Genomic DNA, 21,614 nt, shown 5'->3' on the forward strand with positions numbered 1-21,614 from the left:
CCCTCATCCCTTCACCGCCCCGGCACTGAAGCCCGTGATCAGCCACTTCTGAATGAAGGCGAACACAATCACCACCGGCACCGCCGCAATGATGCCGCCGGCGGCCAACGCACCCAGGTCCACACTGTCCGCGCCCATCAGGGTGTTGAGGCCGACCGGGATGGTCTGTTTCTCCTGGTTGTTGAGGAACATCAGGGCGAACAGGAAGTGGTTCCAGGAGTGCACGAAGGCGAAGGAGCCGACGGCGATCAGACCGGGCCGCAGCAGCGGCAGGACGACGATCCTGAACGCCGTCATCCGGTTGCAGCCGTCGACCCAGGCCGCCTCCTCCAGGGAGTACGGCACGTTCTTGATGAAGTTGCTGATCAGGATCATCGACAGCGGCAGTTGGAACACCGTCTCCGCGATGATGACGCTGCCCAGTGAGTTGATCATCTGGAGCTCGGCGAAGATCTCGAACAGCGGCACCAGAAGCAGCGCGCCCGGCACGAACTGGGAGCAGAGCAGGGCGAGCATGAAGGCACGCTTGACCCTGAAGTTGAAGCGCGCGAGCGCGTAGCCGCCGGCCAGGGCGACGAGGGTCGTCATCAGCAGGGTGACGACGCCGACGAGCACGCTGTTCTGGAAGTAGGTGCCGAAGCTCCGCTCCGTCCAGACCTTCTCGAAGTGGTCGAAGGTCATCGGCCAGGGCACGAGCGAGGTCGAACCGGCCGGGCGCAGGGAGAACAGCAGGATCCAGTAGAAGGGGATCAGGGTGAAGACCAGGTAGACCGACAGCGGGAGGTAGATCTGCCAGCGCGGGACCTCGTCCCAGGAACGGTTCCGCTTCGTCGGACGCGGCGGCTCGGGTGCGGCGCGCAGGGGCGCGGGCGCGGCCTTGGTGGCTTCCTTCACGCTCATTTGTCCTCACCTCCGAACTTGCTCAGCCGCAGATAGACCATCGAGCAGAAGAGCAGGATCACGAACGCGACCGTGGTCAGGGCGGACGCGTAGCCGAAGTTGTGCGCGTCGACGCTGGTGTTGGCGATGTAGAGCGGCAGGGTCGTGGTCACTCCCGCCGGGCCGCCGCCGGTCAGCGTGTAGAGCAGGTCGACGTTGTTGAACTCCCACACCGCGCGCAGCAGCGTGGACAGCACGATCGCGTCCTTCAGATGGGGCAGCGTGATGTGCAGGAACTGCTTGATCCGGCCGGCCCCGTCGACCTCGGCGGCCTCGTACAGGTCCTTCGAGACGGACTGGAGGTCGGCGAGGATGAGGATCGCGAAGAACGGCACACCGCGCCACAGATCGGCGACGATCGCCGCCGGGAACACGGTGGAGGTGTCCGACAGCCAGCTGGTGCCGTAGGAACCGACGCCGACGTCCGCCAGGTAACGGGTGATGCCCGTCTGGGAGTTGTAGAGCAGCACCCAGATCGCCGAGGTCAGCACGCCGGAGACGGCCCACGGCGAGAAGACGAGCGCCCGGCCCAGCGCCCGGCCCGCGAAGGTCTGGTTGACGATCAGCGCGAGCGCGAGCCCGAACAGCAGCTGCAGCCCGACCTCGACGACCACCCACTTGGCGCTGAAGACCAGCGTGTCCCAGAACAGCGGGTCGTCGGTGAAGGCGTGGACGAAGTTGTCGAGGCCGGTGAAGCCGTTCCGCCATGGCTTGGTCGGGTTGTACTCCTGCAGGCTGTAGTAGAAGACGCTGATGACCGGGTAGGCGATGAAGCCCAGCATGAGCAGGGCCGCCGGGGCGATCAGCAGATACGGGAGCCTGCGCGGCGTGGCGGAGGTACGGCGCCGCCGGGGTGGCGCGGGCGGTTTCGCCACGGCTGCGGCTTGGGCCATGACAGTTCTCCGTTCTCGGTGAAGCCGTTTCTCGGTGAAGCCGTTCTCGGTGAAGTCGTTCTCGGGAAGCGCTTTCCGATCATCGTTCGGGATCTCGACCAAACGAGACAGTGGGTCGAGGGCGGTTCAGCCCGCGTACGGGTCCTGCACCTTGCCGGCCCGCGCCAGGAACTCGAAGTCGCAGCCGGTGTCGGCCTGGGTGATCTGTTCGTTGTAGAGCGCGCCGTAGCCACGCTCGTATCGGGCGGGCGGCGGTGTCCACCCAGCCCTTCGGCGCTGCAACTCCTCGTCGTCCACGTTGAGTTGGAGGAGACGGCTCTCGACGTCGAGGGTGATGCCGTCCCCTGTGCGCACGAGGGCGAGCGGTCCGCCGATGTACGACTCGGGCGCCACGTGCAGCACGCACGCGCCGTAACTCGTCCCGCTCATCCGGGCGTCGGAGATCCGCACCATGTCCCGTACGCCCTGCTTCAGCAGGTGGTCGGGGATCGGCAGCATGCCGTACTCGGGCATCCCCGGCCCGCCCTTGGGCCCGGCGTTGCGCAGCACCAGCACGCTGTCGGCGGTGATGTTCAGCGACGGGTCGTTGATGGTCCGCTGCATCGTCTTGTAGTCGTCGAAGACGACGGCGGAGCCGGTGTGCTTGAGCAGGTGGCGCTCGGCCGAGATGTGCTTGATGACGGCGCCGTCCGGGCACAGGTTTCCACGCAGCACGGCGACGCCGCCCTCGCCGGCGACCGGGTTCTCGCGGGTGCGGATGACGTCGTCGTTGTGGACGACGGCGCCCTGGAGCTGCTCCCGCAGAGTGCCGCTGACCGTCAGCCGGTCCAGGTGCAGCAGGTCGGTGATCCGGGAGAGGAAGGCGGGCAGGCCGCCGGCGAAGTAGAAGTCCTCCATCAGATACGTCCGTCCGCCGGGACGTACGTTGGCGAGCACCGGCACGGTACGCGCGATGCGGTCGAAGTCATCGAGGGTGAGGGGCACTTGGCAGCGGCCGGCCATCGCGATCAGATGGATGACCGCGTTGGTGGAGCCGCCGAGCCCGAGCACCGTGGTGACGGCGTCCTCGAAGGCCTCGCGGGTGAGGATCCCGGACGGCTTGAGCCCGGTCCAGGCGAGCTCCACGGCGCGGCGCCCGGAGGCGGCGGCCATCCGCTCGTGCCCGGAGTCGACGGCCGGAATCGAGGAGGCGCCCGGCAGCGTCATGCCGAGTGCTTCGGCGGCCGCGGTCATCGTGGACGCGGTCCCCATGGTCATGCAGTGACCGGGCGACCGCGCCAAACCGCCCTGGAGCTCCCGCAGTTCACAGTCCGTGAGGTTGCCCGCGCGGTGCTCGTCCCAGTACTTCCACATGTCGGTGCCGGACCCGAGGGTCTCACCCCGCCAGTGCCCCGGCAGCATGGGCCCCGCGGGCACGAAGATCGACGGTACGTCGGCCGAGGCAGCGCCCATGAGCAGCGCCGGTGTCGACTTGTCGCAGCCGCCGAGCAGCACCGCCGCGTCGATCGGATACGACCGCAGCAGCTCCTCGGTCTCCATCGCGAGCAGGTTGCGGTAGAGCATCGGGGTCGGCTTCTGATACGTCTCCGAGAGCGTGGCGACCGGGAACTCGAGCGGGAAGCCCCCGGCCTGCCACACCCCCCGCTTGACCGCCTCGGCCCGCTCGCGCAGATGGACGTGGCAGGGGTTGATGTCGGACCAGGTGTTGAGGACGGCGATCACCGGACGGCCCCGGTACTCCTCCGCCTCGTATCCCAGCTGGCGCATGCGGGCGTTGTGCGACCAGGTGCGCAGCTGGCCCTCGGTGCCGTACCACTGATGGCTTCTGAGTTCCTCGGGGCGCTTCCTGCCGGTCATATCGACCACCCGGCGGCGATGGCGGCGACCTCGGCGCGCTCGTCCTCGGGCAGTTCCCGGCTGGGCGGCCGGACGTCGCGGCGGCACAGGCCGAGGGCGGCGAGGGCCTCCTTGACGACGGTGACGTTGTTGGCGGAGCCGTTGGCGGCGCGCAGTTCCTCGAAGCGGCGGATCTGCTCCCAGACCTTCATCGCGGCGGGGTAGTCGCCGGCTCGAAGCGCTTCGATCATATTCATGGAGACGGCCGGGGCGACGTTCACCAGCCCGGAGGTGAAGCCGGTGGCACCCGCCGAGAAGTACGAGGGGGCGTACGGTTCGGCGAGCCCGGCGACCCACACGAAGCGCTCCAGGCCGGCGTCACGGGCGAACGCGGCGAACTTGGCGGCGTCCGGGACGGCGTACTTCACACCGATGACGTTCGGGCAGTCGTCGGCGAGTTCGGCGAGGCGCGCGCCACTGAGCTGGGCGTTGCGGATGTACGGCACGACGCCGAGGTCGGGGACGGCGGCGGCGATGGCGCGGTGATAGTCGACCCAACCGCTCTGCGAGACATACGGGTGCACCGGCTGATGGACCATCACCATCTGCGCGTCGAGGTCGCGGGCGTACCGGGCGGAGGCGACGGCGGTGGGCACGTCATGGCCGACGCCGACGAGGATCGCGGCGCGGCCGCCGGCCTCGTCGATGGTCAACTCGGTGACGAGGCGGCGTTCTTCGGGGGTGAGGGTGTAGAACTCGCCGGTGTTGCCGTTGGGGGTGAGGGTGGTGACACCGCCGTCGAGCAGACGACGCAGCAGGGCCCGGTGGGCATCCTGGTCGACGCTGCCGTCCTCGGCGAACGGGGTCACCGGGATCGCCACCACGTCGGCCAGGGCCGTCCGCTGGGGCTCGAACGTCGTCGTCATGCCGGTCCGTCCTCTCCCTGGGCCTCGACTCCCGCGTCCGGGAAGGCCCGTCGCACGAACGACGCGATGTGGGCGTGCAGGGCACGCGCGGCGCCGTCTCCGTCCCCTTCGATCGCCAGCCGCAGAATCTCCCGGTGCTCGCCGGCCTCCCGCTCCCAGGAGGGCGAGGCGGCCCAGGCGACGGCCGAGACGAGGGCCGCCTGATCCCGCACTTCATCGAGCATCCGGCCGAGCAGCGGGTTGCCGCACGGCAGGTACAGGGCGCGGTGGAACTCCCGGTTGGCGAGCGACCGTTCGGCCGTGTCGGTGGCCGCGTCGGCGCGGGTCAGGGCGTCTCGGGCGACGTCGAGGGAGGCGCCGCGCCGCACGGCCCGCTTGAGCGCCTCGGGTTCGAGGAGTAGCCGCACGTCGTAGACCTCGCGCGCCATGTCCGCGTCCACCATGCGCACCGTGACGCCCTTGTACTGGTTCATCACGACCAGCCCGGTCCCGGCCAGCGTCTTGAGCGCCTCGCGCACCGGGGTCTTCGACACCCCGAACTGCGCGGCGAGCTCGGTCTCGACCAGGGCCTGACCTGGCGTCAACTGCCCGGTGAGGATGCGGCGTTTGATCGCCTCCAGCACGAACTGCGTGCGGGAGGGGATCGGCGTGGGCACAGAGGTCATGCGCGCCTCTCGGATCTTCGCGGGATTGGCTCTCGCGTATGGGATCTCACGTATCGCGTCTCATATATGACGTACGAAGTACGACGCGATGAAGGTAGGAGGGGGCGCAGGATTCGTCAACGCTTCTGACAAAGGAAGTTGGTGTCACACCGCATAGGCTGGGCCGACGGCACCTCAGGGGGGAGACGACCGATGGCGGATGCGGAACAGGGCCAGGACGGGCCGAAGTTGTTCGCACCACTCCCCGACCCGTCGCGGGACCGACGGCTCGTGTTCCACCGGCACCTGGCGGAACTCGCCCGACTGGCCGGCGCCGATCTCCCGGCCGAGGGGCGGCTGGACGGTCGCGAATGGGAACGGCACGCACGCAAGCGGACGCGGCAGGCGCTGAGCGGGCTGGGCGAGCTGCCGGAGCGGCTCTTCGCACCACTGCTCCGCGCGGCCGTGCATGATCCGAACCCCAGTTTCAACCGCCAGTTCGTCGAGCCCGCCGTGACGGCGTTCGGCCGCCGCCGGGTGCGAACGGCACTGATCTCGTCTTTGCGCACGGGAAGCAACGAAGAGCGCGCCGGAGCCGCCCGAGCCTGGTACTGGACGCAGGTGCCGCCGCAGTATCGCGCCGGCTCATCGGAGCCGACCCCCGAAAGCCGGGCCGAGTGGGAGGCGACGGCCGAACTGGACGCCGAGTGGCAGGAGGCCGCGCTGCGCGAGTTCGTGGCCAACGAGGAGCTCGACGTACGACGCTGTCTCCTGCCGGGACTCTGGCTCGACCCCCGGCGCCATCGGGCGGACCTGCACGACCTGGTGGCCGAGGCGGTCCGCATCGCGCGGGGCCACTCCGACGAGTATCTGCGCCATCGGGTCGAGGTCCAGATCGGCTAGGAAGCCCGGGACGCCGGGACGATCCGGCTGAGACCACCTGATTCATTGGCCCTGGTTCACTGCCCTTGGTTCACCGGCGCCAGCCCGGATCCCGCCCGCTCAACCCCACCGCCCGGTGCAACAGCGGCGCCTCGTCCGGTACCGGGACGACCGGGCCGAAGATGCCGCCTCCGCGGTCGCCGGCGTCGGCCGCGGCGCGCAGGAAGTCGTGGGACATCTGGAGGGCGGCCGGGTCAGGTGCGTACGGCTGCCCCGTGGCCACCGCCAGATCCCAGGCGTGGATCACCAGCTCGTCCACGGCCACCGCGCCGGCCACGGCACCGGGCAGATCCACGCCGCCCGCGCGGGTCATGCCGGTCCAGGCGTCCGGGGCGCGCCACACGTCGGCCAGCTCGTCGAGCACCTTGGGCAGCTCCTCGCGCCAACCAGGGCCGATGTCCGGGAGGGCGGATCCCGGATCGGTGTCGGTCGTGGGGCCCAGGTCCTTGCGGCCGGCGTCACGAAAGGCGACGGTCAGGCCGAGCAGATGGCCCAGCATGTTGCGCACCGCCATGTCAGGGCACGGCGTCGGCGCCGAGAGCTGCTCGTCGGTGACGGCGTCCGCGAGACGGGCGACGACGCGGGTCTGCGGTCCGAGGTCGAGGGTCGTGTCGGTCATGGGCTGGCTCCTCACAGATCTGTTCCTGAGAGGTGGACCGGCGGCGGGGACGAAACTCATCGGTGAAGCGCCCTACGCCACGGTCCCCCCGGCTTCCACCTCCCCCACTCGGGCCCTCTCCCCCGCCGCCACGCTCTCCTTCCGCCCCCTGGCCCTCCGAACCCACTCCACCAGCTCCCTCGGCGTCCTCCCGCCCGCGAAGCACCACAGCGCGATCACCGGGTCGCAGATCGCGCAGCCCAGTGAGGAGGTGTGGGCGAACGGGATGATCGGGTTGCCCTTGATGTGGTGGACGATGTCCCATGCGGTGTGCAGCAGCCAGGCGACGCCGATGAAAGTCCATGACTCCAGGCCGCGACAGGCGACGTAGGTGGCCACCGCGGTGAACGCGAATTCCCAGCCGCCCAGACCGCCGCCGCTCAGATAGGCGGCGCCCGCTCCGGCGACCATGACCGCGTTGAAGCGGCGACGATGCGGTTCCCGGATGAGGGACATCAAAAGGGCGTAGAGGAGACCGACGCCGATGGGCGCGACGTATTGCATGGGAAGTGCCTTTTCCGACCGGTGACTTGGACCGCTCACCACGCTAGGACCGGGGCCTCATCCACCCCAGTGGCCGAATCGACAGCTTCCAACGGATTCCCGCCGACCTCTCGGAGGATCACCATGTCCGGTGGTGCCGAATGGTCTCCGGTGGTGCCCCCGGCTAGGGCAACTGCCCGATCCCCACACCCCCGCCTTAGCCGCACAGTGACCAGGCATGACGACCACCACCCCCCGAGCCCTCCCCCGCGTCCTGCGAGATCGCAACGCCGGTCTCTATCTCGCCGGAGTAGTGGTCTCCGGCTTCGGTACCTCGGCGCTGTGGCTGGTGTCCGGCGTATGGGTCAAGGACCTCACGGGCTCCGACGGCCTGGCCGCGCTCTGCATGCTCGCCATGTGGGCGCCCACCCTGGCCGGCCCGCTTCTCGGCACGCTCGCCGACCGCAACCGCCGCAAGCCCCTGCTGATCGGCACGAACCTGCTCCTGGCCGCGCTGCTGCCGGCCCTGTTCCTGGTCGACTCACCGGATCGGGTGTGGCTCGTGTTCGCCGTGCTGTTCGGCTATGGCGCCGCGGGCGTCGTCCATGACGCCGCCGAGTCCGCCCTGGTCGCGAGCGCCGTCCCCACCTCCCTGCTCGGCGACTTCAACGGACTGCGGATGACGGCCAACGAGGGCATGAAGCTCCTCGCCCCGCTGGCCGGCGCGGGTGTCTACGCGACGTACGGCGGCGCGAGCGTCGCGCTGCTCGACGCCGTCACCTTCGTGCTCGCGACCGGCCTGTACGCGTGCCTGCGGGTGCGTGAGAGCAGGCCCGAGCCGCCGACCGGGGGCTGGCGGGCGCAGACCGTCGAGGGCGCCCGCCATCTGTGGGCGCACCCCCGGCTGCGCCCGCTCGTCCTGGCGGGCGGCAGCACCATGCTGTTCGCCGGGTTCGGCGGCGCGATGATCTACGCCGTCATCGACGGCCTCGGACACGCTCCCGCGTACGCCGGTGTGCTGTACGCCGTCCAGGGCGCCGGTTCGGTGGTGATCGGGCTGCTGTCCGGCCCGGCACTGCGCCGCCTCGGCGAACGCCGTTTCGCCGGGTACGGCATCGCCCTGACGGCCGTCGCCGCGGGTCTGCGGGCGATCCCGTCCGACCCGGTGGCCCTGGTGTGCAGCGCGGCGAGCGGCGTGGGGCTGCCCTGTGTCCTGATCGCCGCGCTCACGGCCGTGCAGCGCGAGACGCCGGACGCGCTGCTCGGCCGTACGGCCGCCACGGCCAACACGCTCGTCTTCACGCCGAACGTCATCGGGCTGGCGGTGGGCGCAGCCCTGGTCGAACTGCTCGACGTACGGCTGCTGTTGGCCGTACTGGGCCCGGTATGGCTGCTGACCGCCGTACCGCTGCTTCAGAGCGCGGCGAGCCCCTCGCGTACCGCGGCCAGGTCCCCGTCCGACGCCAACCCCGCGTGATAGAGCCGGATCTCCGTGGCCCCGAACGCACGCGCGCGTGCCGCGTCCGACGCCAGCGTGCCGGGGCTGCCGCCCATCCCGGAGACCACACCCAGGTTGGCGGCGACGACCGCGCCGTCGCGGCCCGGCTCGGCGAAGGGCGTGAGCAGACCGGGCCCGCCCGCGCAGGGCACGACGACTCCGTCCGCGACGGAGAGGATGTGCTCGGGGTCGACGCCCGGGTTGGCGCCGACGTGGTGGGTCACGGGGTCGGCGTGCAGCAGGATCTGGAAGCCGTCGGGGGCGGCGGCGCGGACCGCCCGGACCGCCGTCTCCTGGAGGGTGCGGGCGGTTTCGTCGCGCCACGCGCGTGTGGCCTTCGCCGTCCGGGAGCCGAGCAGCTTCTCGACGCCGGCCCAGCCCCCGTCGTCCGGCGCCCCCTGCCACAGCGGCTCCAGGGCGGCACGTACGGCGGCCGCCAGCTCCTCGGCATCCAGGCCCTGGGCGCCGTAGCCCTCCGTGCAGGTCGGGCAGAAGCAGAGCGCCATGAGATAGTGCCCGGCGTCCCCGAGGGGGACCCCGGCCGTCTTGTCGTGGGCGTGCAGGTGCTGAAGGCCGTACCAGCCGAGGGACTCCAGTTCGGTGCCGCGTGCTCCTGGGCGTACGGCGGCCTCGGCGGCCAGGTCGACGAGGTACGCACGCGTGGCGGGCTGGGCGATGCACGGGGCCCAGGGATAGCGGTCGCCGTAGGCGTTGACGACCGAGGTGGCCGGATGCTCTGCGCCCAGGCGGGAGTTGTGCGCGAGGACGACCCAGGTGTGCACCTCCAGGCCGGCGTCCGCGAGCGCGGCGGCCGCCTCGCCGAAGGCGTCGCCGGGCGCCCAGTCGCCGGCCGGGTACGGGCGCAGCTCCCGGCCCTTCCAGCGGTCGTCCGACGGGTAGAGCACGGCCGCGTGCTCGGCGGTGACGATGCGGTGGCGCGGGTGGCGCGGGGTGAGGGCGCGGGTGGAGTGGTAGGCGGCGGCGAGTGTCACCTGGCGCACGCCGAGGGCGGCGATCCTCCCGGGTGCCTCCGGGTCTCCGTTGACGTCCCAGGGGTAGACGAATGCCGACGCCTTCACTTGGCCTCCTCCGGATCCTTCTCCAGCAGCGCGTAGCCGCGCTCGATCACCTGGGCGAGCTGCTTGACATGGTCCTCGCTGGGCTCGTGCAGCGGCGGCCGCACCTCCCCCACGTCCAGCCCGCGCAGCCGTACGCCGGCCTTGACGAGGGCGACGGCGTATCCGCGGCCCTGGGCTCGCAGTTCGACGAACGGGCGGTAGAAGCCGTCCAGGAGGCGGGTGGCCCTCGCCTCGTCACCGGCCTCCAGCGCCCCGTAGAAGGCGAGGGCGATCTCGGGGGCGAAGCAGAAGACGGCGGAGGAGTAGAGCGTGACGCCGATGGCGCGGTAGGCGAGCTGGGTCTGTTCGGCGGTCGGCAGGCCGTTGAAGTACAGGAATTCACCGGGGTACTCGGTGCGTACGGCGCTGACGATCCGCTGCATGAGGTCCAGGTCGCCGAGGCCGTCCTTGAGACCGATGACGCCGTCCGTGCGGGCCAGTTCGACGACGGTGGCCGGGGTGAACACGGCGTTGTCGCGCTGGTAGACGATGACGGGCAACGCGGTCGCCGCCGCGATCTCCTTGTAGTGCCGCAGCAGCCCCTCCTGCCCGGCGACGACGAGATACGGCGGCATGGCGAGCAGCCCGTCCGCGCCGGCCGCCTCGGCGAGCCTCGCGTAGCGCACGGCGAGGGCGGTGCCGTACCCGGCGCCCGCGACGACCGGTACACGTCCGTCCGCCGCCTCGACGGCCGCCCGCACGCACGCCTGGTACTCCTCGGGTGTGAGCGCGTGGAACTCCCCGGTGCCGCAGCAGGCGAACACGGCGGCCGCCCCGGCCTCGACGCCCCGGCGCACATGGGTGCGGTAGGTGTCCAGGTCGACCGAGCCGTCGGGGCCGTAGGCGGTGACGGGGAAGAACAGCGGCCCGCCGGGGATGCTCAGGCGTGCGGCGAGAGGGGCTGGCGTCACGGGCTCTCCCTAGAACAGGCGCTCACGTTTCTGATCCACGTCCATATTCTTGAACAATGCCACCCTATGGAGCCGCATTAAGGCCGGTCAAGCGGGCGAACGGGCAACACGGCAGCGGATTCACCGACTCCGCTGCACACTTGACGTGATCGGCGGACGATCCTTAGCTTGTCCATGCATATGAATATCGTCCACGAATACAGTCGCTGAGTCGCGCCGATCCAAGCCGAGCCAAGGAGCCCCGAGGATGCCCGCACCCCGCACCGTTCTGCTCACCGGCGCCGCCGGCGGCCTCGGCACCCTGATGCGGGACCTGCTCCCGGCCTACGGCTATGAGCTGCGGCTGCTCGATCTGCGCCCCATCGAGGGCGAGCCGGACGCGATCGTCGCCGACCTCGCCGACCGGGCGGCGCTGCGCGAGGCCGTGCGGGGCGTCGACGCGATCATCCATCTCGCGGGCATCTCCCTGGAAGCCCCGTTCGAGAAGATCCTCAAGGCGAACATCGAGGGCACCTACCACCTGTACGAGGCCGCTCGCGAGCAGGGCGTCGAACGGATCGTCTTCGCCTCGTCCAACCACGCGGTCGGCTTCACACCCCGCCCCCAGGGCGACGATCCCCTCATCCCCATCGGCACCCCGCGCCGCCCGGACACCTTCTACGGTCTGTCCAAGTCCTTCGGCGAGGACCTGGCGCAGTTCTACTGGGACAAGCACGGCATGGAGACCGTGTCCGTGCGCATCGGCTCCTGCTTCCCCGAGCCCACCAGCGTCCGCATGCTCTCGGTGTGGATGAGCCCCGCCGACGGCGCCCGGCTCTTCCACGCGGCCCTCACCGCCGAGGACGTGGAGCACACCGTCGTCCACGGCTCGTCCGCGAACACCCGCCTGTGGTGGGACCTCGGCACCGCCCGCGCGCTCGGCTACGAGCCCCAGGACGACTCCGAGCCGTTCGCGGAGAAGCTCATCGCCGAGCAGGGCGAGCTCGACCCGGAGAACATCGCGCACGCCTACCTGGGCGGCCACTTCGTGAGCGACCCGCCGATCTGGCCGTACTGATACCGCGCGCTGACTGAAACGAGCCGTCGCGGGAGGCGGGCGGGCATCGAACGGGCCCGCCGCCCGCGCATTCGGGCACCACACGCGCCCGATCTCACCTGCCCCACCACAACCACGCAGGTCCGAGACGGGCACCCCGCACAGTGAACGGGCACACACGGGCAGCATCGGACCTGCAACAGAGCTGGTCAGTGCCAGACACCCCCTGTAGAACTTCCCCCATGGGCCTCACCGGGCCCGAACGGGCAGCGAAGCGGAAGGGCAGGTGTCGGTCATGAGCACGAACACGGCGGAAGAACGCCAACGCGAGATCGTGCTGGCCGCACGGCGTGACGGCTCGGTCGACGTCACGGAGCTCGCCGCCGCGCTGGGCGTGGCCAAGGAGACCGTACGGCGGGATCTGCGCCTCCTGGAGGACCATGGCCTGCTCCGCCGTACCCATGGCGGCGCCTACCCGGTGGAGAGCGCCGGCTTCGAGACGACGCTCGCCTTCCGCGCCACCAGCCACGTCCCCGAGAAGCGCCGGATCGCGGGTGCCGCGGCCGAGTTGCTCGGGGACGCCGAGACGGTCTTCGTCGACGAGGGCTTCACCCCCCAGCTCATCGCCGAGGCCCTGCCCACCGACCGGCCGCTGACCGTGGTCACCGCGTCCCTGCCGGTCGCGGGCGCGCTCGCCGAGACGGAGCACGTCTCCGTGCTGCTGCTCGGCGGCCGGGTACGGCCCGGCACCCTCGCCACCGTCGACCACTGGACGACGAAGATGCTGGCCGGCTTCGTCATCGACCTGGCGTTCATCGGCGCCAACGGCATCTCCCGCGAACACGGCCTGACCACCCCCGACCCGGCCGTCAGCGAGGTCAAGGCGCAGGCCATCCGGGCCGCGCGCCGCACGGTGTTCGCGGGTGTGCACACCAAGTTCGGCGCGGTCAGCTTCTGCCGGTTCGCCGACATCGGCGCACTGGAGACGATCGTTACCAGCACGCTGCTTCCGGCCGCCGAGGCGCACCGGTACTCGCTGCTGGGACCACAGGTCATCCGCGTCTGACAACCGAATCCACTCCCCCTGGGGCACGCGTCAGCCTCCGCATGCCCCATATCTCCCCAAACGTCCAGGAGCGATCCATGCGAACCCAGAGCCGACGACGGCCACCGCGAGCCACGCTCGCCATGGCCGCCGCAGGGACGCTGCTCGCCCCGCTGCTCTCCGGCTGCTGGGTCGGCGCCGGCGGGGCGGGGTCGGGCGGAAACTCGATCAACGTCCTCATGGTCAACAACCCCCAGATGACCGAACTCCAGAAGCTCGCCCCCCGCTTCACCGAAGAGACCGGCATCAAGGTCAACTTCACCGTTCTGCCCGAGAACGACGTCCGCGACAAGATCAGCCAGGACTTCGCCAACCAGGCCGGCCAGTACGACGTCGCCACCCTCTCCAACTACGAGATACCGATCTACGCCCGCAACGGCTGGCTCAAGGAGATGAACTCCTACGTCGCCAAGGACCCGGCGTACGACGAGCAGGACGTCCTGGGGCCGATGCGCCAGTCCCTGACCGGCGACGACGGCAAGCTCTACGGCCAGCCCTTCTACGGCGAGTCGTCCTTCCTGATGTACCGCAAGGACGTGTTCGAGAAGGCCGGCCTGACGATGCCCGAGCACCCCACCTGGCAGCAGGTGGCGGACCTCGCGGCGAAGGCGGACGGCGCCGAGTCGGGCATGAAGGGCATCTGTCTGCGCGGCCTGCCGGGCTGGGGCGAGGTGATGGCCCCGCTCACCACGGTGGTGAACACCTTCGGCGGCACCTGGTTCGACAAGAACTGGAAGGCACGGCTGAACTCCCCCGAGTGGGAGAAGGCGACGAAGTTCTATGTCGACCTGGTGCGCGACCACGGTGAGTCGGGTGCGGCCCAGTCCGGCTTCGCCGAGTGCCTGAACAACATGACCCAGGGCAAGGTCGCCATGTGGTACGACGCCACCTCCGCGGCCGGTTCCCTGGAGGCGGCGAACAGCCCGGTCAAGGGCAAGATCGGCTACGCCCCCGCGCCCGTCGACAAGACGGAGTCCTCCGGCTGGCTCTACACCTGGGCCTGGGGCATCCAGCAGGCCTCCCGCAACCCCGACAAGGCCTGGCAGTTCGTCTCCTGGGCGTCGAGCAAGCAGTACGAGCAGCTGGTCGGCGACGAGATCGGCTGGTCCAACGTCCCGGCCGGCAAGCGGGCCTCCACCTATGCCAACCCCGCGTACCGCGAGGAGGCGGCGGCCTTCCAGGAGATGACGAAGGAGGCCATCGAGGGCGCCCGCCCGAACGACCCCGGCGTACAGCCGCGCCCCGCGCCCGGCATCCAGTTCGTCGGCATCCCCGAGTTCACCGACCTCGGCACCAAGGTCTCCCAGGAGATCAGCGCGGCCATCGCCGGACGCCAGTCCGTCGACTCGGCCCTGAACAAGTCCCAGCAGCTCGCCGAGAAGATCTCCGAGGAGTACGAGGGGCGATGACAGCGACCACCACGGCCCCCGCGGCCACGACTCCCGTGCGTACGACACGCCAACCCTCCGCCCGGCTGCGCGCCTGGGCGACCCGGGCCCCTCTGCTGCCCGCTCTGATCTTCATGATCGTGGTGACTCAGCTGCCGTTCGTGGCGACGCTGGTGATCTCGTTCTTCGACTGGAACGCCCTGTACCCGGACGCCCGCCAGTTCGCAGGCATCGACAACTACCGAGAAGTCCTCACCGACGCCGATCTGCGCCACTCGGTGTGGACGACGGTGCTGCTGACGGTCGCGGTGGTGCTGGCCAGCCTGGTCCTCGGCCTGGTGCTCGCCCTCCTCCTGGACCGCAAGTTCCGCGGCCGGGGTGTGGTCCGCACCCTCCTGATCGCCCCGTTCCTCGTGGTGCCCGTGGCAGCGGCACTGCTCTGGAAACATGTGCTCTACAACCCTGAATACGGCCTGCTCAATGGGTTGTTGCACTATGTGGGCGGCCCACAGCCCGACTGGATCTCCAACACACCGCTGCTCGCGGTGGAGGCCTCCCTCGTGTGGCAGTGGACGCCGTTCATGATGCTGATCCTGCTGGCCGGACTCCAGAGCCGCGACCACGAGCAGATCGAGGCGGCCCGCGTCGACGGCGCGAGCGACTGGCAGATCTTCCGCCACCTCACGCTCCCGCACCTGCGCCGCTACCTCGAACTCGGCGCCCTGCTGGGCTCGATCTACATCGTCCAGAACTTCGACGCGGTCTTCACGATCACGTCCGGCGGACTGGGCACGGCCAACCTCCCCTACACCGTCTACCAGAGCTTCTACCAGGCCCATGAGAACGGCCTCGCCTCGGCCGCGGGCGTCCTGGTGGTCATCGGCTCGATCATCATCGCGACCTTCGCGCTGCGCGTGGTGTCGTCCCTGTTCCGCGAGGAGGTGTCGCGCGCATGAGCGCCGTGGCCGTACGACTTCGCAGCCGACGCAAGGGAGCGGGCCTGGGCCTGGTGGCCTGGCTGCTCGGGATCGCGTTCTTCCTGCCGATCGCCTGGATGGCCCTGACGTCCTTCCACTCCGAGGCGGACGCGGCGACCAACCCGCCGTCCTTCGCGGCGTCGCTGACCCTGGACGGCTACCGCGAGTTCTTCGGCGCGGCCGGCGGCGCGAGCCCCTGGCCGGCGCTGATCAACTCGACGGTGGCGTCGGTGGCTTCGACGCTGTTCGTCCTGGTCCTCGCCCTCCCGGCGGCATACGCCCTGTCGATCCGGCCGGTGAAGAAGTGGACCGACGTCCTGTTCTTCTTCCTGTCGACGAAGATGCTGCCGGTCGTGGCGGGCCTGCTGCCGCTGTACCTGTTCGCGAAGAACACGGACATGCTCGACAACATCTGGCTGCTGGTCATCCTCTACACCTCCATGAACCTGCCGATCGCGGTGTGGATGATGCACTCCTTCCTCGCCGAGATCCCGGTCGCGATCATCGAGGCGGCACGGGTGGACGGCGCGAAACTGCCGACGATCCTCACCCGCGTGGTGGCCCCCATCGCGCTCCCCGGCATCGCAGCGACCTCCCTGATCTGCTTCATCTTCAGCTGGAACGAGCTGCTGTTCGCCCGAGTGCTGACCGGGGTGGTCGCCGAGACCGCCCCCGTCTTCCTGACCGGCTTCATCACCAGCCAGGGCCTGTTCCTGGCGAAGGTGTGCGCCGCGTCGCTCGTCATCTCCCTGCCGGTGCTCGCCGCGGGGTTCGCCGCCCAGGACAAGCTGGTCCAGGGCCTGTCGTTGGGAGCCGTGAAATGAAGGCCGCCGTCATCGAGTCCGTGGGCAAGGCCATCGTCGCCGAGGTCCCGGACCCGACGCCAGGGCCGCGCGAGGTCGTCGTCGAAGTGGCGGCCTGCGGGCTGTGCGGCACCGATCTGCACATCCTCCAGGGCGAGTTCGCGCCGAAGCTGCCGATCGTGCCCGGGCACGAGTTCGCCGGCGCGGTGGTCGGGGTCGGCACCCAGGTCACCGAGGTGTCGGTGGGCGACCGGGTCGCGGTCGACCCGTCCCTCTACTGCCACGAGTGCCGCTACTGCCGCACCGGCCACAACAACCTCTGCGAACGCTGGGCGGCGATCGGCGTGACCACGGCCGGCGGCGCGGCGCAGTACGCGGTGGCCCCCGTGGCGAACTGCGTGAAGCTCCCCGAGCACGTCCGCACCCAGGACGCGGCACTGGTCGAGCCCCTGTCCTGCGCGGTGCGCGGCTACGACGTCCTGCAGTCCCGCCTAGGCGCCCATGTCCTGATCTACGGCTCCGGCACGATGGGCCTGATGATGCTGGAGCTGGCGAAGCGGACCGGCGCGGCCAGTGTGGACGTGGTGGACGTGAACCCGGCCCGTCTGGAGACCGCACGCAACCTCGGCGTCTCGGCCTCCGCCGCGAACCCGGACGAGCTGGACCGACCGCAGGGCTGGGACCTCGTGGTGGACGCCACGGGGAACGCTGCGGCGATCCAGGACGGCCTGGACCGGGTGGCCAAGGCGGGCACCTTCCTGCAGTTCGGGGTGGCGGACTACGCGACCCGGGTGACGATCGATCCGTACCGCATCTACAACCAGGAGATCACGATCACCGGCTCCATGGCCGTCCTGCACAGCTTCGAACGCGCGGCGGAACTGTTCGCGAACGGTGTCCTGGACCCCGAGATCTTCATCAGCGACCGGATCCCGCTGGAGCGGTATCCGCAGGCGCTGGAGCAGTTCGCGTCCGGGGTGGGCCGCAAGATCGTGGTCGTGCCGTAGAGATCCTCGCTCCCGCCGCCGGAGGGGCCGGGTCTTCGGCCCGTCCGGCGTCTGCGGCGGGGGGCGAAATCCAATCTCCCGCCGAATGGCCCCGGGTAAGGGAACGGTAAAACGGCCTCGCTCGTTCACGGGTCATGACAGCTATGACCCCCGGCTCGAACATCCCTCTCTCCGCCGCGCGCGTGACGGTGGACGTCGCCGCCCCGGTGCGGCTCGACGTATCGGGCCTGCTGCTCACCGCCGACGGCAAGGTGCGCTCGGACGACGACTTCATCTTCTACAACCAGCCGACAGGGCCGGGCGTGACGTACCGCTCGGGCGGCGGCACCTCCCCCGACGCGATCGTGGTCGACACCGCGGCCGTGCCCCCCGGCATCGAGAAGATCGTCGTCACCGCCAGCCCGGACGCCGCCGGCCAGAGCTTCCAGGGCATCGAACCGACGGCCACCATTCGCAACGCCGACGACAACAGCGTCCTGGCCACCTTCACGCCCCCGCAGCTCGGCACCGAGACCGCACTGGTGATCGTCGAGGTCTACCTGCGCAACGGCGCCTGGAAGGCCCGCGCGGTGGGCCAGGGCTACTCCAACGGCCTGGCCGGTATCGCCACCGACTTCGGAGTCACGGTCGAGGAACCCGCCGCGGCCGCCCCCGTGACCCCGCCGCAGCCCACCATGCAGCCCCCGGCCACCCCGCCGGCCCCGCCCCTGTCCACGCCCCCCGCGCCCCAGACCCCCGCCGCTCCCCCGGCCCCGCCCGCGCCTCCCGCCCCCGCCCCCGGCGCCGGAAAGATCAACCTGGACAAGGGCCGCGTCAGCCTCCAGAAGAACCAGACCGTCTCCCTGGTGAAGGGCGGCCGCCCGCTGCTCTCGCAGGTCAAGATGGGCCTCGGCTGGGAGCCGGCGTACCGCGGCAAGGACATCGACCTGGACGCCTCGGTCATCGCCTACGGCCCGCAGCGCAACCACATCGACAGCTGCTACTTCGGCAAGCTCCAGATCGTGCAGGGCGCCATCCGCCACTCCGGCGACAACCTCACCGGTGAGGGCGGGGGCGACGACGAGGTCATCACCGTCGACCTCGGCCGGCTGCCCCAGGAGGTCACCGGCCTGGTCTTCACGGTCAACTCCTTCTCCGGCCAGAAGTTCACCGAGGTCGCCAAGGCCTACTGCCGCCTCCTCGACGCGGCCACCGGCGAGGAACTCGTCCGCTTCGACCTGACCAACGCCGAGGCGCAGACGGGCGTGATGATGGCGAAGATGATCAAGCAGTTCTCCGGCGAGTGGGAGATGACGGCCATGGGCGACTTCGTGAAGTCCCGCACGGTGAGGGGGATGGTGAAGCCGGCGGCGCAGGCGCTGTAGGCAGGCATACAGCCGGGCAGTGGCCACGGAGCTGCTCGATGAGGCGGACGGGGCGGATCGGGCGGGCGAACCGATCCGTGGCCGCTGCTCGGCTGGTAGATTTCCGGTGTTCGTGTCAACCGGAGTCGAGAACTGCGAAGAGGTGAGTCGATGACCGCGCTCAAGGCCACTGCCCTGTGCAGCGCCCGGATCATCCTCACGTCGCGGGCGACGGGCTGACCTCACCCGGACGCATCTCGTGCGGGGCGTGAGCTCGCGAGGCGACAACATCCACACGAACACCACCATGGAACGGATCCCTATCCCGCCATGACCATGCACACCGACTGGATCACGCGCGCCGAGACCGGAGCCGACCTGCCCGCTGTCCGCGAGATCGAGCTGGCAGCCTTCGAGACCCCGCTGGAAGCCGACCTCGTCGACGCCCTGCGTAAAGACGCCGCCTGGATCGACGGCCTGTCCATCGTCACCGCCGACCAGGAGGGTCGACTCGTCGGGCACGCGTTGCTGACCCGCTGTCATATCGATGACACTCCGGCCCTGTGCCTTGGCCCCGTCGCGGTGCTTCCGGCGTACCAGAGGACCGGCGCCGGTTCTGCGGCCATCCATGCCGCGCTGGGGGCCGCCAGGGTGCGGGGCGAACGCTTCGTCACCGTCCTCGGGCACTCTGCCTACTACCCGCGGTTCGGCTTCACTCGCGCCTGCGCCCACGGCATCGGCGTCACCTTCGATGTCCCGGACGAGGCTCTTATGGCCCTCTCCCTCGACCCCGACCACCGGCTGCCCAGCGGCACCATCCGCTACGCGGCACCGTTCGGTATCTGACCGATCGCTCCACCGGAGGGTGCCGGTGTCCGACCCATCCCCGGGACGGGCACCGGCACCCATCGACTTCGGCTCGACTTCGCCGGCCACCCCACGCCCACGGATCTTGCCCGTCGAACCGGTCGCGGTTCAGGCGTACCGCTGGCTACGCTTCCCATGGCAGTCGGGAGTGAGTACGGCCCGATCCTCACCAACAGGGGGACGCATGGCGGAAGTTCGGGTCGAGACCGTGGCTCTGGACGCGGCGGGCAGTCGCCAGATCTCCAGCCGTTCGCGGTCCACTTCCGCCCTCGGCGACCGTGCCGCGGAGCTGGAAGAGGCCATCGTGCAGGCTTCCGCAATCGCTCAGCAGTCCCTGACACAGGTGCCGCGCCGCGACGGCTGGCAGGTGGCGAGCATGGAGGTCACCTTCGGACTGACACTGGCGGCAGAGGCAGGAGTGATCCTGTCCAAGGCGTCGGCCGAAGCGTCGTTCGAGGTCACTCTCACCGTGGAGCGGGTCCCGGAGACACCGTGACGAACGCGGACTACTGGGTGGAGCTCTTCCACTCCGGGCAGCGCCTCGGAGGCGGCTTCCTCCTGACACGTAGATATGTGATGACCGCACTCCACTGTCTACGGGGCGTCACCGGGCTGGACGAGTCCGTGGACGTCGTCCTGACGGACGGCAGCAGACTCAAGGGGCAGGTCTGCCGTCGCGACAAGGACGCCGACCTGGCCTTGATCACGATCTCCGCGGCGTACGAGGTGCGCCTGCCGATCCCCCGGGCCGGTGTGGCGCACGGCGGGGACGACTGGCACGCGCCGTACCGCCCTCAAAAGTCCGAAGTACACCTCAGAGGACGGGTGGACAACGGCATGGCGAACTATCTGTGCGAGGGCGGCGCGGTCATAGAGGCCCTGCAGCTGACGGCGCACCAACTCCTCGGGGACTACTCGGGCTATTCCGGCGGACCGGTGGTCAAAGGCGTTCCGGAGAAACACGAGCCCGAGATCGTGGGCATCCTTCTGGAACAGGCTCCAGATCGTGCGACCGCCGACCGCGCCGCGAACGTCCTCTTCGCCGCCACCATCGGCGAGGCCGTGCGCCGCTTCGACCAGTTCGACGTGGAGCATCTTCTGGATGTCCTCCACCCGGCGAGTTCGCCGTCCCCACAGCCTGAGCACGGTGCCGGGTCGAACGACGACTCGTCCGTCGGCTCGGTGGAGTCCTGGTTGGGTCGCATCCAGGAGTGGGCACAGCGAGGGATCCTCGATCCGTCACAGGTCGCCGAACTCAATTTCACGGCGATCAAGACGGTCATGGAGCGCGAACTGCGTGGTGATGAAACATGACCGACCTCTGGCAGCGGGCCATCACCGGCGCCGAACGCGCTCTCCGCGGTGACGAACCTGCCCTCGTGAGCACACCGGCAGCCGTAGCGGCACTGCGCGAGGACCCTGATCCGTTCCGACGCCCCGGTCTCGGCAAGGACCTTGCCTACCTGACGTCCTTGCTCGAAGGACTCGGTCTGGACGACGCTGCACGCGCGCTGCTGGAGCATGTGGTCTCGCGCCTGCACCGGGACCCCCGCTCCCTGACCATGCCGCAGGACATCCGCAACGAGTTGGCGGTCGTCCTCGCGGACCGCGATCTCCTCCCCGCCGCGGTCGCTGTCCTGTCCCCGGCCATCGCCTTCCAGACGGAGAACCACCAAGGCGGGCCCGCCACCCGAAGCCTGGCGAACCTGGCGGCGATCAAGCTCCGTCTGGGCGATCTGCCCGGCGCTGCGAAGGCCGCGGAGGAAGCGCTGCGTCTCAGTACCGGTGACGGCTCCGTCCGGGAGCAACTGGAGATCCAGTTGCTTGCCGGGTCCGTGCTGGCGGAGACGGCCCGCAGGCAGGACCGCCACACCGAAGCCGACCACCAGGTCCACGCCCTCGCGCACGTGGTCCGGCAACTGGTGCGGCTGCTCGGCAGTGACCATCCGCAGTCCCTCTCCGCGCTGGTGACCCTGGCCCGGGCCGAGTTCGGTTCGGCCCTGGCCGCCGAGGACCGTGAACGATGGGAACGTGCCACCGACGTGCTCGCGGTCGCCGCCCAGAAGGCGTCCGCCACTCTCGGGCCCCGCCACCCCCTGTCGCGGTCCTCTCTGGTGAGTCTCGCCACGACGGAGTTCGAGGCGGCGCGAGCCCTGGGCGATGAGCACCGTCTCGACGGAGCACGGGCCATGGTCGTCGCCGCGGCCCGACGTGGCGAGAGCGGACGGCAGGACACCGCG

General features: G+C 69.9%; 21 protein-coding genes. 12 read left to right on the plus strand and 9 right to left on the minus strand.

Features of this window, described 5'->3' with window-relative positions; genetic code table 11:
- Nucleotides 1-3: 3 nt before the first annotated feature.
- The 5 genes from ACFQ6S_RS29580 to ACFQ6S_RS29600 all read right to left on the minus strand — a co-directional run bounded on the left by ACFQ6S_RS29580 (nt 4) and on the right by ACFQ6S_RS29600 (nt 5,259).
- The gene (locus ACFQ6S_RS29580; RefSeq protein ID WP_383416241.1) at nt 4-900 is read right to left on the minus strand and encodes a carbohydrate ABC transporter permease; all 897 of its coding nucleotides are present in this window, start codon (nt 898-900) and stop codon (nt 4-6) included.
- Complete coding sequence (locus ACFQ6S_RS29585) at nt 897-1,832, minus strand: carbohydrate ABC transporter permease (RefSeq protein ID WP_383416244.1); 936 nt, start codon at nt 1,830-1,832, stop codon at nt 897-899. The genes ACFQ6S_RS29580 and ACFQ6S_RS29585 overlap by 4 nt, the downstream gene beginning before the upstream one ends.
- A gap of 126 nt (nt 1,833-1,958) precedes the next feature.
- Nucleotides 1,959-3,689, minus strand: coding sequence for an L-arabinonate dehydratase (gene araD / locus ACFQ6S_RS29590; protein WP_383416247.1), 1,731 nt, complete (start codon nt 3,687-3,689; stop codon nt 1,959-1,961).
- Nucleotides 3,686-4,594 (minus strand): dihydrodipicolinate synthase family protein, encoded by a 909-nt coding sequence (locus tag ACFQ6S_RS29595; protein WP_383416250.1) that lies wholly within the window; start codon nt 4,592-4,594, stop codon nt 3,686-3,688. Before ACFQ6S_RS29595 ends, araD begins: the two co-directional genes overlap by 4 nt.
- Complete coding sequence (locus tag ACFQ6S_RS29600) at nt 4,591-5,259, minus strand: GntR family transcriptional regulator (RefSeq protein WP_383416253.1); 669 nt, start codon at nt 5,257-5,259, stop codon at nt 4,591-4,593. Before ACFQ6S_RS29600 ends, ACFQ6S_RS29595 begins: the two co-directional genes overlap by 4 nt.
- A 192-nt stretch (nt 5,260-5,451) precedes the next feature.
- On the opposite strand from ACFQ6S_RS29600, the gene ACFQ6S_RS29605 reads away from it, so the two are divergent.
- Complete coding sequence (locus tag ACFQ6S_RS29605; RefSeq protein ID WP_383416256.1) at nt 5,452-6,141, plus strand: hypothetical protein; 690 nt, start codon at nt 5,452-5,454, stop codon at nt 6,139-6,141.
- 70 nt (nt 6,142-6,211) lie between these two features.
- On the opposite strand, the gene ACFQ6S_RS29610 is transcribed toward ACFQ6S_RS29605, so the two are convergent.
- Nucleotides 6,212-6,799: a TIGR03086 family metal-binding protein gene (locus ACFQ6S_RS29610; protein WP_383416259.1), complete on the minus strand. Its 588-nt coding sequence runs from the start codon at nt 6,797-6,799 to the stop codon at nt 6,212-6,214.
- A gap of 72 nt (nt 6,800-6,871) precedes the next feature.
- Entirely contained in the window at nt 6,872-7,342 is a 471-nt protein-coding gene (locus ACFQ6S_RS29615) for a DUF6010 family protein (protein ID WP_383416262.1), read from the minus strand.
- A 217-nt stretch (nt 7,343-7,559) separates the two neighbouring features.
- Here ACFQ6S_RS29615 and ACFQ6S_RS29620 point away from each other — a divergent pair, with 217 nt between their 5' ends.
- Nucleotides 7,560-8,798 carry an MFS transporter gene (locus ACFQ6S_RS29620; protein WP_383416264.1) on the plus strand — a complete coding sequence of 413 codons (1,239 nt, stop codon included), beginning with the start codon at nt 7,560-7,562 and terminating at the stop codon, nt 8,796-8,798.
- On the opposite strand, the gene ACFQ6S_RS29625 is transcribed toward ACFQ6S_RS29620, so the two are convergent.
- On the minus strand, nt 8,735-9,898 hold the full coding sequence (locus ACFQ6S_RS29625) for a hypothetical protein (RefSeq protein ID WP_383416266.1): 1,164 nt from the start codon (nt 9,896-9,898) through the stop codon (nt 8,735-8,737). The genes ACFQ6S_RS29620 and ACFQ6S_RS29625 overlap by 64 nt on opposite strands.
- Nucleotides 9,895-10,848: a 5-dehydro-4-deoxyglucarate dehydratase gene (locus ACFQ6S_RS29630; protein ID WP_383416269.1), complete on the minus strand. Its 954-nt coding sequence runs from the start codon at nt 10,846-10,848 to the stop codon at nt 9,895-9,897. Before ACFQ6S_RS29630 ends, ACFQ6S_RS29625 begins: the two co-directional genes overlap by 4 nt.
- Before the next feature lie 247 nt (nt 10,849-11,095).
- Between ACFQ6S_RS29630 and ACFQ6S_RS29635 the strand changes: the two genes are divergently transcribed.
- From ACFQ6S_RS29635 to ACFQ6S_RS29680, 10 genes are all read left to right on the plus strand, one after another.
- Nucleotides 11,096-11,905 carry an NAD-dependent epimerase/dehydratase family protein gene (locus ACFQ6S_RS29635; protein ID WP_383416271.1) on the plus strand — a complete coding sequence of 270 codons (810 nt, stop codon included), beginning with the start codon at nt 11,096-11,098 and terminating at the stop codon, nt 11,903-11,905.
- Between the two features lie 274 nt (nt 11,906-12,179).
- Nucleotides 12,180-12,950: a DeoR/GlpR family DNA-binding transcription regulator gene (locus ACFQ6S_RS29640; protein WP_383416274.1), complete on the plus strand. Its 771-nt coding sequence runs from the start codon at nt 12,180-12,182 to the stop codon at nt 12,948-12,950.
- 77 nt (nt 12,951-13,027) lie between these two features.
- Nucleotides 13,028-14,398 carry an ABC transporter substrate-binding protein gene (locus tag ACFQ6S_RS29645; RefSeq protein ID WP_383416277.1) on the plus strand — a complete coding sequence of 457 codons (1,371 nt, stop codon included), beginning with the start codon at nt 13,028-13,030 and terminating at the stop codon, nt 14,396-14,398.
- Nucleotides 14,395-15,333 (plus strand): carbohydrate ABC transporter permease, encoded by a 939-nt coding sequence (locus ACFQ6S_RS29650; protein WP_383416280.1) that lies wholly within the window; start codon nt 14,395-14,397, stop codon nt 15,331-15,333. The genes ACFQ6S_RS29645 and ACFQ6S_RS29650 overlap by 4 nt, the downstream gene beginning before the upstream one ends.
- Nucleotides 15,330-16,178 (plus strand): carbohydrate ABC transporter permease, encoded by an 849-nt coding sequence (locus tag ACFQ6S_RS29655; protein WP_383416283.1) that lies wholly within the window; start codon nt 15,330-15,332, stop codon nt 16,176-16,178. Before ACFQ6S_RS29650 ends, ACFQ6S_RS29655 begins: the two co-directional genes overlap by 4 nt.
- A complete protein-coding gene (locus tag ACFQ6S_RS29660) occupies nt 16,175-17,164 on the plus strand; it encodes a zinc-dependent alcohol dehydrogenase family protein (protein WP_383416286.1) in 990 nt (329 codons plus the stop codon). Before ACFQ6S_RS29655 ends, ACFQ6S_RS29660 begins: the two co-directional genes overlap by 4 nt.
- A gap of 143 nt (nt 17,165-17,307) precedes the next feature.
- Nucleotides 17,308-18,528 (plus strand): TerD family protein, encoded by a 1,221-nt coding sequence (locus ACFQ6S_RS29665; protein ID WP_383417224.1) that lies wholly within the window; start codon nt 17,308-17,310, stop codon nt 18,526-18,528.
- A gap of 315 nt (nt 18,529-18,843) precedes the next feature.
- The gene (locus ACFQ6S_RS29670) at nt 18,844-19,353 is read left to right on the plus strand and encodes a GNAT family N-acetyltransferase (protein WP_383417227.1); all 510 of its coding nucleotides are present in this window, start codon (nt 18,844-18,846) and stop codon (nt 19,351-19,353) included.
- Nucleotides 19,354-19,558: 205 nt separating this feature from the next.
- Nucleotides 19,559-19,870 (plus strand): CU044_2847 family protein, encoded by a 312-nt coding sequence (locus ACFQ6S_RS29675; protein WP_383416289.1) that lies wholly within the window; start codon nt 19,559-19,561, stop codon nt 19,868-19,870.
- Nucleotides 19,867-20,688, plus strand: coding sequence for a serine protease (locus ACFQ6S_RS29680; protein ID WP_383416292.1), 822 nt, complete (start codon nt 19,867-19,869; stop codon nt 20,686-20,688). The genes ACFQ6S_RS29675 and ACFQ6S_RS29680 overlap by 4 nt, the downstream gene beginning before the upstream one ends.
- Nucleotides 20,689-21,614 lie beyond the last annotated feature (926 nt).

Origin of the sequence: Streptomyces sp. NPDC056479, from assembly GCF_042795335.1 — a bacterium.
In the GTDB taxonomy this organism is placed as follows: Bacteria; Actinomycetota; Actinomycetes; order Streptomycetales; family Streptomycetaceae; genus Streptomyces.